A 12516-nucleotide genomic window follows, 5' to 3' on the forward strand; every position below is an offset into this window, starting at 1 on the left:
GTGTGACAAATTACGAGATTAATCCTAACAGGCGACGCTTATGTGTTTACTCCGATTCCCCGTTTAGATAATTGAAGAAAGGCTGATCTACCCAGAAGTTATAGCTGGTAATGTCCGCATCTGGAGCAAGCTTCCGGAAGCCTTCCTGAATCCCTTTGGCATTCTCCTTCAATGAGAAGGATTGAGCGTAGTAGTTGCCGAGTGCAATTTTGTTGTTGCTAATGACCGGGTAGTCCTGAACAGCTGTTGGTGAATAATACAGTGGTTGCCACCAGGAAGCATAAATGAGGGCAGAGGCATCATCGCTGTTCTTTTTGGCATATTTCAGAATAATGTCATTGAAGCGGGCCTTGTCCGCCGTGTTGTTGAACTCGAATTGAATATCATATTCCTTGGCATATGCAATATAATTACCATTTTCAATTTGGGTCACCTTGTAATCCGGCGTTTCCTTGGGCTCGCCCCATTCCTTAAGATAGATGAAGGCAGAGGTTTTCGGCTGGAATTGCACATCGGCATCGATGCCCTCGCTGCGAAGCAGGCCAATCAGCTGCACGGCGTGTTTGATATCATCATGTCCATAAGTCAACGTCAGTTCATCGATAAAATTCGAATCGAAGCGGCTGTCCTTCAGGTTGTATCCTGTAACGAGGTCATTCCGAAGTGCCTGATCCACAATCTCTCTTAATTCGGGTGCTTCAATTAGATCCGCTGTGCGATACGCGGCATACAGTTTGGAGTAGATGTCGGCATCGCCAGAGCGTCCGATCTCATGCTTGTATTTTCCCTGACTGGTCAATACCCGGCCGAGCAAGATGTTGGCAAAATCAGCACTCGCCGCACCGCCCTTACGCAGAGCAGGATAGAGGCTTTCCGGAACCAGTCCGGTATCGATGGCAGCAGCGAGTTCCTGAGCCGCCTGACCTTGAACGCGATTCGGGCTGATGCCAAGCTTGGTGAGCGCTTGTTTTGTTTTCTCTTCCGGATATGTATACGCAAGTTCCTTGAATCCAGCTGCCTTGACGGCAATGAATACGGCAGCATACGTGCTGAGGGTTTCATTGGCACGGACTTCCGTACCAGACAGGATACCATTGTTATGTAGGGTAATGGCTGCATCATAAGTTGAATCTCCCGAGCTCAGATCGGTAAAAGCAGGAGCCTGGGTCTGACTATCACTGGCTTCTTCCGTGGAGACCGCCGCTTGATTCGTTTCAATGATAGCTGCTATCGCTTGAATGAAGTCACCTTTGGTCAGCTGCTGTGGCAGCTGGATGCCATACTTGGCCTGCAGGAACTGAGCATAATCGGCTGCACTCTCCGTATATATAGATGGAGTTTGAGATGTGGTTGCTTTTGCAGTTTGAGATGCGGATGGTACGACGGGCGAAGCAGATGCAGCGGAAACCGAAGCAGGCAAGCTGAGGCTGCCGATGGTGACCGGAGCGGCGAGCAGGGCCGCCAGCGTGAACTGGGTGATTTTTTTCATATGAATAGCCTCCTTAAGATATGGTTGGGAAAATGGAACAGTTTGCGCTATAATTCTGACAAAACCGATGTGAATTTAATAATTGGATTGACTTTAGCACGGAGAAGCCATCCATGTCAACGGAAAAAAGTCATCCTGAAGCGCTTCCCAAAGTGTCTTAGCAGGCGATGAAATAATTATATTTAATTTGAATGTTTATGCACAAAGATTTATTGACAAGGATCGACAGTATCCGCTAGGATTATAAAAAAAGAATGTGGAAAAGGGGAATCTTCAAAATGAAAAGAGGCTTATCGTTCGTCTTATCGATCATCATGTTGGCAATTTTGCTTGCGGCTTGTGGAACTTCGGCTTCCAAAGACGAACAATCGGCCCAAGGCGGCGACAGTGAGAAATCACTGCGCATGGCACTCGTACTTCCTGAAAAAATCGGGGTAAACCCGTTCTTTGTACAAATGGATGAAGGTTTCAAAAAAGCAGGCGAAGAGTTTAAAGTAGATACCAAAACAATCGAATCCACAGACCCGGCAGCATTCGAGCAAAATCTGCGTGCTGCGGTTGCGGAGAACTATGATCTGATTATTACGGCGACATTCCAGGCAGAAGATGCACTGAAAAAGGTGGCTGCCGAGAATCCGGACAAGTCGTTTGCCATTGTGGATACAACGGTTGATCTGCCTAACGTACGCAGCGTTGGTTTCCGTGAATATGAGGGAGCGTATCTGCTTGGTGCGGCTGCCGGACTATCCACCAAAACGGATAAAGTCGGCATGATCGCAGCAGTGGACGTTCCATTGATCAAGAAATATACCGAAGGTTTCAAAGCAGGTCTGGAATCCGTTAACCCGGATGCAGAATTCCTCGTGAACTATGTTGGTGGCTTTAATGACCCTGCCAAGGCAAAAGAACTGGCACTGGTACAATTCGGCAAAGGCGCTGACTTCATTGCTGGTGCATCTGCAGTAGGTGACCTCGGCGTATTCGAAGCAGCAAAGGAAAAAGGCTTCTATACATCCGGTCAGGATACCGATCGAACGGTTGAAGATCCAGAGCACATCGTATTGTCCCAATTAAAATCCACAGATACGGTTGCTTATGAGACAGTGAAGGATTTCGTAGAAGGAAACTTCAAAGCAGGTGCTGTAAACTATGGCCTGAAAGAAGACGGTGTTGGTTTGACTTTCGTTACACGTGATAGCGAATCCGCACTGAGTGATTTTGTTGGACAGGAAGTTATCGACAAGGTAAAAGCAATTAATGAAGATATCGTATCCGGCAAAATCGTTGTGAAGGATCCATTGCAGCAATAGTTTTGATTGTTTGATGGAGTTGTATTGATCAGCCGGCTGCCCGATCAGGCAGCCGGTTTTGCTGCTATTAAATGCCCGAGACCGAAAGGAGCGAACGCGAGATATGCTGTTGGAGATGGATCAGATTACGAAGAAATACGGCGGCTTCACCGCCAATCGGGATATCCGTTTTAATTTGCGTGAGGGAGAGATCCACGCCCTCGTTGGTGAGAATGGAGCGGGTAAAACAACCCTGATGCGCATGCTGTACGGAATGGAGCAGCCCACGTCAGGTACGATCAAAGTCCGGGGGCGCGAGGTAAGCTTCGCCACTCCGTCTCAAGCCATGGCCAGCGGTATTGGCATGGTGCATCAGCATTTTATGCTGTTTCCTTCCTTTACGGTGGCCGAGAACATTGTTATTGGCCGCGAGCCGGCTGCAGCGGGCGTATTTGACCGTAAGCAGGCAGCTGCTCAAGTGAACGACCTGGGCCAAAAATACGGCATGCCCGTTGACCCATGGAAAAAAGTATCCGAGTGTCCTCTCGGCATGCAGCAGCGTGTAGAGATTCTCAAGGTGCTGCATCAGGGGGCAGATATTATTATCCTGGACGAGCCTTCAGCGGTATTGACACCACTTGAAGTCAAGGAATTGCTGGCCAATATGAAATCTCTTGCGGCGCTGGGCAAAACCTTCGTATTGATTACCCACAAACTGCAGGAAGTCATGGACGTGGCTGACCGGATTACGGTTCTTCGCGATGGTCAGGTCACGGGCACATTGGAGGCGAAGGACACCAATGTAGAGGAATTATCCCGGTTAATGGTTGGGCGTGAATTGGTACGTCTCGACAAGCAGCCATCCGTGCCTGCAGAAGCCGTACTCCAGGTGGAGGGCGTAACCTTGTCCGGAGCGAAGGATCGCTCGGCGCTGAAGGACATCCATATGGAAGTACGAAAAGGAGAAGTCGTTGGCATCGCAGGCATTTCGGGTAACGGTCAGTCCGAACTGATCCAGGTTATTGCCGGACTGCGCACTGCAGACAGCGGCCGTGTCCTGCTCTCGGGGCAGGACACAACGAATTGGCCTGTTCGCCGCATTCGGGAGCATGGACTTGCTCACATTCCCGAGGATCGGTATATGTGGGGGGCGGCCAAGGATGCCAGTGTGCGTGAGAATGGACTCATGGGACATCATCACCGGCTTCAAACACGAGGCGTTATTAAGGCCAAAGCTGCACGGGCTATGGTGGAGGGCTGGATCAAACAGTTCAGCATCAAGACCGGTTCGGCAGAGACGAAGGCACAGTTCCTGTCAGGAGGTAATCTGCAGAAGCTGATTGCTGCACGTGAATTTGCGCAGGATGCTCCGTTCCTGATTGCAGCGGAACCGACACGTGGCGTCGATATCGGAGCGATGGAGACGATTCATGCCGAGCTGCTTCGCAAACGAAACGAAGGTGCTGGTGTGCTGCTCGTTTCTTCCGAGCTGTCCGAGATTTTGCAATTATCCGATCGAATTATTGTGATGTATGAAGGCGAGATTGCCGGGGAACTGAAGGCAGATGAAGCCACGGAAGAACAGATTAGCTTATTGATGGCAGGAGGGAAAGAGCGGGTATGAATCGGGTAAAAGAAACACTTCGCGGACTCGTACAGCCGCTGCTTGCCATAGTAATCGGTTTGCTTGCAGGAGCTGTGGCAATTCTGGTTGTTGGCGGGAATGTCTTCGAAACATATGCAGAGATGTGGAAGGGAGCCTTCGGGAACTTCTACTTCTTCACGAATACACTGGCTCGTTCGACACCCATTATCCTTGCAGGACTGGGTGTAGCACTCGCGTTCCGTGCAGGGTTCTTCAACATGGGAGCCGAAGGACAGATGATTCTCGGGGGGCTCAGTGCGGCGCTCACAGCGCTCTATCTGCCAGGCCCGGGCTGGTTTGTCTGTATTGCGGCCATTGTGGCAGGAATCCTGGCCGGAGGAATCTGGTCCCTATTTGCCGGCTGGCTGGATGCCCGGTTTGGCATGAACCTGTTGATTACAACGCTGCTTCTTAACTATATTGCCATCTATTTCGGCGGGTACATGGTATCTTATCCGTTCAAGGATCGTACCGGCTCCGCAGCGATGGCGCAGACGCCGATGATTGATCAGGGAGTCTGGCTGCCGAAGCTGTTCCAGGGAATGGGACTGCACGCCGGTTTCATCATTGCGATTGTAGCTGCAATCCTGATCTATTGGTTTACGCACAAAACGGTAACCGGTTATGAGATTCGCATGCTCGGAAGCAATCCGTCGTTCGCGACGTATGGCGGGGTTCGCCGGATTCGGATGATGATGCTGTCCATGGTGATCAGCGGTGGGTTGGCAGGTCTGGCGGGTGCAGGCGAAGTGCTGGGAACACAGTATCGTTTCCTGGATGGCTCGCTGTCATCTGCAAGTTACGCATGGAGCGGTATCATGGCGACACTGCTCGCCCGCTCGCACCCACTCGGTACGGCTGTAGCGGCCATTTTGCTTGCTGCCCTGCAGACAGGTGCAATGGGTATGGAACGTAATACGGATGTGCCGCTTGAAGTCGGCAGTGTAATCCAGGCCGTGCTTACGTTATTTGTATCAGCCCAGATCGGGTATTCATTCCTGAAGCGGAGAAAGGAGAAAAAATCCAATGCAGCAACTGTTTGATGCAGCCATGTTCGGCTCGACCTTGCGGATTATGACTCCGATCCTGCTTGCAGCGCTCGGCGGGGCATTGTGCTCCCGTGTCGGCCTTTTCAACGTGGGTCTCGAAGGACTCGTGCTGATCGGTGCTTTCTCCGCGATTGTAGGTAACTATTTGTTTGGCAACGTACTTCTGGCCGTTATCTTCTCTATTATTATTGTGATGTTGTTCTCGGCACTGTTTGCCTTTATTAGTATCAATCTCAAGGCAAATGCCATCGTAGTCGGGATATCCCTGAATTTCCTGGCAACAGGTCTGACGACCTTTGCATTACGGGCGATTTTTGATGTAAAAGGTGCATACTACGACAAGGATATGGTGGGACTTCCCAAATGGGATATTCCACTGATTAAGGATATTCCTTGGGTAGGCAGCGTATTTTCCGGGCACAGCCCGCTCGTGTACCTCGGAATCATACTCGTTATTGCATTACAATTTTATTTGTTCAAAAGTGTATCAGGTTTCCGCCTGCGTTCCGTCGGCGAGAATCCCATTGCAGCGCAAAGTATCGGGATTAAAGTGCGCGGTATTCAGTACGGTGCGGTTCTGATGTGCGGTATCCTGTGTGCCCTGGCTGGCGCTCAGTTGTCGCTCGGTCAGGTGACGATGTTTACGGAGGGCATGACCGCAGGTCGCGGCTTCATCGCCTTGGTAGCAACCATGTTGGGTCAAGCGAATCCGCTGGGCGTCATGGGTTCCAGTGTACTGTTCGGCTTCATGGAAGCACTCAGCATTCGCCTGCAGGGCTTCTCCCTGCCGACGCACTTCACCCTGATGCTTCCATATATTGTGACGCTGGTGGCCATGTTCTTTTTCAAAGACCGTACGTATGCACAAGATGCACTGAAAGCGGGCGGAAGCTCGCGCTAATGTAAAAAGAAGGAGGGTTATCATTGCATAACAAGGCTGAACGTCTGAAGAAAACCAAAACTCCTGCGCCCAAAGCGGGTGCTGAGCATGGAGATCGGCTGCCGCCGGGACAGATGCTAACCGAGAAATTCCCGATTTTGCATGAAGGAGAAGTGCCTGAATACGACCTGTCCACATGGGATCTGAAAGTGTTCGGGGAGGTAGAGGAAGAGAAAGTGTTCTCATTTGCCGAGCTTCAGGCCATGCCGCAGGTCAATACGGTGAGCGATATTCACTGTGTGACCCGCTGGTCCAAGTTCGATACCCCATGGGAAGGCATTCGCTTTTCGGATTTCATTAAGCTTTTGGGCGTTAAACCTGAAGCCAGATATGTCATGATCCATGCTGATCACGATTATGAGACTAATGTTCCGCTCGAAGAGTTGATGCATGACGACGTCTTGCTTGCCTTCAAATATAACGGCGAGCCGCTTACACCGAAGCATGGCTATCCGCTGCGCCTGGTGGTGCCGCAGCTGTACTTCTGGAAAAGTGCGAAGTGGATACGCGGTCTGGAGTTTATGACCGAAGATCGCAACGGATTCTGGGAGAGCAACGGGTTTCATCACTTTGCCGATCCGTTCAAGGAACAGCGCTTCTCGGGCGAAGATCTGCCGATCCCCGAAGATGAATGGACGAAAAAGGAGTTTGATTGACGATGTTAATGCCTATTTTGCAGATTCATTCGGAAGATATGCCTGCTTATGCCATTGTCTGCGGCGATCCCGCTCGTGCGGAGAAGATCTCCCGGAAGCTGGAGCAGGCGAGAGAACTGGCGTTCAGCCGGGAATATCGTACATTCGTTGGGCTATATGAAGGGGTGCAGATGGCTGTTGTCAGCCATGGCGTAGGTTCTCCGGGAGCGGCTGTCTGCTTCGAGGAACTGATTCGGGCAGGGGTGACAACCCTGATTCGAGTCGGAACAGCCGGCTCCTATACGGCAGATTATCCTGCGGGCAGCGTCATTGTCAGCACGGCAGCAGTCCGTTCGGACGGATTGACCCGTCAGCTTGTGCCCGATGGTTTCCCTGCAGTAGCAGACATTGGAGTCACCCAGGCACTCATTGAAGCTGCACAAGAAAAGGGTAACGATGCAGATCCGGCAATGAACGCAGGCAAAGTCGGTGTAGGTATTACCGTTACACTGGATGCATTCTTCACAGGGGTGGAGGAGATCCCTCACCGCAAGTATAAACAGGCCGGCGCACTAGCGGCCGAGATGGAAATTGCAGCACTGTACATCGTCAGTACGCTGCGAGGTGCGCGTGCTGGTGCGATTGTGGCCATCGACGGCTTCGCCGACAGCGATCTGGCTGCCGAATATGATCCACATACAGATGCGGTAGCACATGCGGTTGAGCGCGAGATTAACGCTGCTCTGCGTGCACTTGCTGCGCTCGCTCGGCAGGATCAGGCGTAAGCAACGTTCAAAGGAATGTTGAGAATATAACTTTACAAAAAACAATTCAAAAGGACGTCCACTTGGTCATGTAATGTGACTTCGTGGATGTCCTTTTTTGGTTTAGCTGCGCTGTCCAAACAATTGCTGCGCAGTCTCGATGAACAAACGGGAAGCTGGAGAGGCTTCCACCAGAGAAGGGACCGCGAGCTCGATGTGGCGATAAGCCTTCGGTTCGGTAGGGAGTGCCTTCACACCAGGAGGGAGCCAGGACAGAGAGATTGCAGGCAGCATGGCAGTTCCAAGCCCCTGTTCAATCATGTTCAGGCATGTGTTGACGTTATGGACGACAAACCCGAAATGGAGCTCCGTTTCCGCACGTTTGAACAGATCCACGATGGGCACTTCATATCCGCCTTGGCATACAATCATGGGATGCTGATTCAACATCTTCACAGGCAGAATCTCCTGATTGGCAAACGGCTCATCGTCCCGAAACACAGCCAGCATTTCTTCGTTATAGAGCGGCAGTGTTTCATAAGCCTTCTCTACCGGCTCCTGTTCCGTCACAATAATGAGAGCAACATCAATCGCGCGTGAGTTAAGCCATTCCTGAATTTCATGAATGTTTCCCTCATGCAGTTCAAATTCGATGTTAGGGTAGCGATCACGAATGGATCGGATAATCTTGGGCAGCAGATGAGCCGATGACATGGGAAAAGAACCGATGCGTATCGTACCGATTTCGAGCCCCTTTTCTGCCGAAACGACCTGCTGCACCTTATCATATTGCTGTAATATCCGGCGGAAAATGACGAGTATTCGTTGTCCTACATCGGTCAGCACAATGCCGTTCCGCCGGTCCCGTATAATCAGGGTGACGTCCAGTTCATTTTCCAGCGAGGAGATAGCCCGGCTAACCGCGGGCTGTGTCATATTCAGTTCCTGCCCGGCGCGAGTGAAGCTTCCGGTCTCGGCAATTTTTACGAATAATTGTAATTGTGAATTGTTCATAACAAATATGATATGCTCCTTATAATTAACATGCATTTCAATTATTACGCTTGTTATTGTATCATGGAGAAACAGAACGATCAACGGGAGGGCATGGACCCGTTTGACTCTAAATATAGATGGGCTGAGACGATGGCATGAATCAGGTGCCTGATTGTGGATTGGCTCTGAAGCTGTGCCAGATAGGAGAGGTTAATTTATGGCTTTATCACGTGCAAAAGCAGGCTGGGTCCTGGCTTTTCTAGTACTCATGTGGGGAGTAAATTGGCCCCTGACCAAATACGCTTTAAACTATGCACCGCCGCTTTTATTTGCAGGTATGCGCCTGTTGATTGGCGGACTGGTGCTCGGTATCTATGCTTTTCCAAGGTACAAAACGCTGCGGCTTCGGGAAACCTGGCATATCTATGCGATCTCGGCGGTTCTGAATATCATTTTCTTCTATGGATTTCAGACTGTAGGTCTGACGGAAGTACCCGCAGGTTTATTTTCCTCCATCGTATTCCTGCAGCCTGTGCTGCTCGGTATTGGAGCTTGGCTGTGGCTGGGTGAGTCGATGTATGGGATGAAAATCGCCGGACTGGTCCTCGGTTTTGCAGGAGTGGCAACGATCAGTATTGGCGGCATGACTGGCAAAGTATCACCTGAAGGAGTTATGCTCGGACTGTTTAGTGCCGTCAGTTGGGCAATCGGAACCGTATATATGAAGAAAACATCGACGAAGGTGGATGGAATCTGGATGACGGCCATTCCGATTCTGATTGGCGGAGTTGTCCTGACATTGACGGGTACAGCCACAGAGAACTGGGCTGAAGTGCAATGGGTACTTCCATTTATACTGGATATGCTGTTCATTTCGGTCTTTGTCATTGCGTTGGGCTGGCTCGCATTCTTCAAACTGGTCAGCTCGGGAGAAGCGAGTAAAGTGGGATCATTTACATTTCTGATTCCGCTGATTGCACTGTTCTGCAGTGTATTGTTCCTTGGGGAGTCCGTGACGGTTAATTTGATTGCAGGCTTGGTCATGATTATCGCCAGCATTCTGCTCGTAAACATGAAGATGAAGGGCAGCAAAGTGGCCAAAATATAAAACCTTGTGGCGAACCTCTTCGCACCCGGCTGTCATAGCCGGACGAGAGGCTCGTCATTTTTTTGTTTTGCAACAGCGTTAATTGCAATCTATGAAGAGGGAGCGAACGTAGAGTAGCGAATAGTTTCTATTAGATACTTAGCCAATGGATACCTTAGTCAGTGGTGAACTTCGATATGGGGAGGAGATTAAATATGAGTTCAGGTTGGAGTGAATTTCGTGTCATCCCTTTTGAGTACAATGATCAGGTACGGCAGATTGATGAACAGCTGCTTCGGCTGGTCGCACAGAGGAAGCAAATAACAGGAGCGGTTCAGTACCATCCACCTCAGGAAGTAATAGATGAATGGGCAGCGTCTCTGGATTTGAAAGAGGAAGACATCCGTTATGTCCTGCGTAGTGTACAACCAATGCCTCAGAGGCAGTTTTTTCCGCCTGAAGAGCTCTCATTGATAGGTGTTATTCCGATTATGAAGAGAACGATCCAGGATTCCTGCGAGTATCTCATCACGCATTCTATGCAATATGAGACGGAAAGTATTATTCATTTGGAGATTCATTATAAAGGAAATGAAACGGATCGTGTACACGTGGTGCCTCATTTGGCATTAGAAGTGATTAGTGAACAGAACCATATGTCGACGAGACATAGCAGTCGTGGAGGGGGCGGCGAAACACATTTAAGTTTTCGGGTCGTGCCCGCGCTGCCTTCCTCTCTCGAACAGGTTCAATTTTCACTGGTCCCTTCAGTTCCTGAACTGGAACATAAAATGGAAGAAGTTATTTTGGATCAACAGGTGGACTTCGAATAGCCACATGGCGAATGGGAATGAAATAATTGGGTAAGTTATATAAAGGAACATCATTATGATGATGAAATATAAAGGAGGACTCTAAGATGACACAGAATAATCAACCTCAAGACGAGGCGGAAATTCGCAACAAGCTGGACGAAGACGGGGATTCCTTGATGGAGAAAAAGAAAATCATGAACGGTGTGGACATTGAACCACAAGCGGACGATTGGGCAGCTAAGCCATCACCGGTTGCATTTAATGAAAGTAAATCCTCCAAAGAATAAGACGAAACGCATGAGTCGTTTCTGACGAAGCAGATACCACTGTTGGTATCTGCTTTTATTATATTTTGTTGTATAATAATGTAAATTCAAGCAGGAAGGTGTGATTCAAGTGGATTCAATCCAGATTAGAAAGGCAGCGGCCCCCGACTATCCCGGTGTTTCCCTCTTAATGGATGAACTGCATCAAATGCATGCCCAGGCTCGGCCTGATGTGTATCGAGCACTGCAAACCAGAATGGAGAAGCAGGAGTTTGTAACATTGCTAGAGACGGATAAGCGTTATCTGTATGTTGCTGAATCGGTAAGCACGGGGGATATTCTGGGGTATGGTAGTGCGCAGCTCAGTTTGATTCAGGGGGTTGAACTGCTGTTGGATCGCAAGATGCTGTATATTAATGAATTGGTCGTTGGCAGTGATGGGCGGGGTCAAGGAACAGGTAAGAAATTGATGCATGCTCTAATTGAACTGGGCAGGGAGCTTCAGGCAGATAGCGTAGAATTAACAGTATCCACATTTAACACGGGTGCGCAGGCCTTTTATGAACAAATGGGGCTGTCTGTCCGCAGCAGCAGGATGGAATACATACTGTAATGATGACTTGCACAAGGTATAACGTAAAGGTTTTAAAGTGATCTTATGGGTGAAAAAGAAGATATTATTTTTAGGCTTGAATACCCCCATGGGGTATGTTACACTGTGAAAAGAACGAAGAAAAGAGGTGTTCATGATGGATCATCAGAGCCATCCCAAGGAACCCTTGGAACCACCCGTAACGCCGTCCGATGATAATGTACCCGATCAACAAGCAACGGCATGTCATGCTGAAGGCAGTGAAGGGAAGCATGTGCGCAAGAGCCATCACTCGCAGGAGATGAAGAGCAACCTGGTCTCCCGTTTGAACCGAGTAGAAGGCCAGATACGCGGGATCAAGGGATTGATCGAGAAGGACACGTATTGTGATGATGTGCTTACCCAGATTGCAGCTGCACAATCTGCGCTAAATTCCGTGGGCAAGCTGCTGCTTGAAGGCCACATGAAGAGCTGTATCGTCGAACGGATTCAGGCAGGGGAACACGAGGTGGTGGATGAACTGCTGGTTACGGTTAGGAAGTTGATGAAGTAATGATTTGCAGAATGAAATAATCATTTATATATCCCAAGGAGGAATTGGATCATGTCTAACGTTACGCTGAATGTTACTGGAATGTCGTGCAACCACTGTGTCAAATCGGTTGAAGAAGCGGTGAAGAACGTGGGTGCCAAAGGACAGGTTGATCTGGCCGCAGGAACTGTTGCCGTGGAATATGATGAGCAGCAGGTGAATGTAGAGCAAATCAAGGCTGCTATTGAAGATCAGGGGTACGATGTAGTCTAACCTATAATGGCTTAAACGGATTTCTCATTGTCTATGGTCTGAACCAAGGGGCGATAGACATCAGATGCGAGAGATCATCGTTTAAGCCTGATTTTTGGTCTGTTTTATACCCTCTAGGGGTATGTGCATGAATAGTTCATATGA

14 protein-coding genes are annotated in these 12516 nt (G+C 49.5%); 12 read left to right on the top strand and 2 right to left on the bottom strand.

Annotated elements, in window-relative coordinates; genetic code table 11:
* Positions 1-46: 46 nt before the first annotated feature.
* Positions 47-1489, bottom strand: a complete 1443-nt coding sequence (locus tag MHB82_RS02005; RefSeq protein WP_341173685.1) for a hypothetical protein — start codon at positions 1487-1489, stop codon at positions 47-49.
* A gap of 278 nt (positions 1490-1767) precedes the next feature.
* Here MHB82_RS02005 and MHB82_RS02010 point away from each other — a divergent pair, with 278 nt between their 5' ends.
* From MHB82_RS02010 to MHB82_RS02035, 6 genes are all read left to right on the top strand, one after another.
* Positions 1768-2799, top strand: coding sequence for a BMP family lipoprotein (locus tag MHB82_RS02010; RefSeq protein WP_095361604.1), 1032 nt, complete (start codon positions 1768-1770; stop codon positions 2797-2799).
* A gap of 103 nt (positions 2800-2902) precedes the next feature.
* Entirely contained in the window at positions 2903-4402 is a 1500-nt protein-coding gene (locus MHB82_RS02015; protein WP_095361603.1) for an ABC transporter ATP-binding protein, read from the top strand.
* Positions 4399-5466: an ABC transporter permease gene (locus tag MHB82_RS02020; RefSeq protein WP_110756702.1), complete on the top strand. Its 1068-nt coding sequence runs from the start codon at positions 4399-4401 to the stop codon at positions 5464-5466. The genes MHB82_RS02015 and MHB82_RS02020 overlap by 4 nt, the downstream gene beginning before the upstream one ends.
* A complete protein-coding gene (locus MHB82_RS02025) occupies positions 5450-6373 on the top strand; it encodes an ABC transporter permease (protein WP_095291641.1) in 924 nt (307 codons plus the stop codon). Before MHB82_RS02020 ends, MHB82_RS02025 begins: the two co-directional genes overlap by 17 nt.
* A gap of 23 nt (positions 6374-6396) precedes the next feature.
* Positions 6397-7068, top strand: a complete 672-nt coding sequence (locus MHB82_RS02030; RefSeq protein WP_110756704.1) for a sulfite oxidase-like oxidoreductase — start codon at positions 6397-6399, stop codon at positions 7066-7068.
* A gap of 2 nt (positions 7069-7070) precedes the next feature.
* On the top strand, positions 7071-7832 hold the full coding sequence (locus MHB82_RS02035) for a nucleoside phosphorylase (RefSeq protein ID WP_341173686.1): 762 nt from the start codon (positions 7071-7073) through the stop codon (positions 7830-7832).
* 102 nt (positions 7833-7934) lie between these two features.
* Here MHB82_RS02035 and MHB82_RS02040 read toward each other — a convergent pair whose 3' ends face one another.
* A complete protein-coding gene (locus MHB82_RS02040) occupies positions 7935-8825 on the bottom strand; it encodes a LysR family transcriptional regulator (RefSeq protein ID WP_095361601.1) in 891 nt (296 codons plus the stop codon).
* Between the two features lie 199 nt (positions 8826-9024).
* Between MHB82_RS02040 and MHB82_RS02045 the strand changes: the two genes are divergently transcribed.
* The 6 genes from MHB82_RS02045 (at position 9025) to MHB82_RS02070 (ending at position 12372) form a co-directional block, all read left to right on the top strand.
* A complete protein-coding gene (locus MHB82_RS02045; protein ID WP_341173687.1) occupies positions 9025-9915 on the top strand; it encodes a DMT family transporter in 891 nt (296 codons plus the stop codon).
* Between the two features lie 194 nt (positions 9916-10109).
* The gene (locus tag MHB82_RS02050; RefSeq protein ID WP_341173688.1) at positions 10110-10727 is read left to right on the top strand and encodes a hypothetical protein; all 618 of its coding nucleotides are present in this window, start codon (positions 10110-10112) and stop codon (positions 10725-10727) included.
* A gap of 86 nt (positions 10728-10813) precedes the next feature.
* Positions 10814-10996, top strand: coding sequence for a hypothetical protein (locus tag MHB82_RS02055; RefSeq protein ID WP_127539128.1), 183 nt, complete (start codon positions 10814-10816; stop codon positions 10994-10996).
* Between the two features lie 109 nt (positions 10997-11105).
* Positions 11106-11588 (top strand): GNAT family N-acetyltransferase, encoded by a 483-nt coding sequence (locus MHB82_RS02060; RefSeq protein ID WP_095361597.1) that lies wholly within the window; start codon positions 11106-11108, stop codon positions 11586-11588.
* A 136-nt stretch (positions 11589-11724) separates the two neighbouring features.
* The gene (locus MHB82_RS02065) at positions 11725-12120 is read left to right on the top strand and encodes a metal-sensitive transcriptional regulator (protein ID WP_095361596.1); all 396 of its coding nucleotides are present in this window, start codon (positions 11725-11727) and stop codon (positions 12118-12120) included.
* A gap of 51 nt (positions 12121-12171) precedes the next feature.
* Entirely contained in the window at positions 12172-12372 is a 201-nt protein-coding gene (locus MHB82_RS02070; protein WP_095361595.1) for a copper ion binding protein, read from the top strand.
* Positions 12373-12516 lie beyond the last annotated feature (144 nt).

It is taken from the genome of Paenibacillus sp. FSL K6-2862, assembly GCF_038005125.1.
GTDB lineage: Bacteria > Bacillota > Bacilli > Paenibacillales > Paenibacillaceae > Paenibacillus > Paenibacillus illinoisensis_A.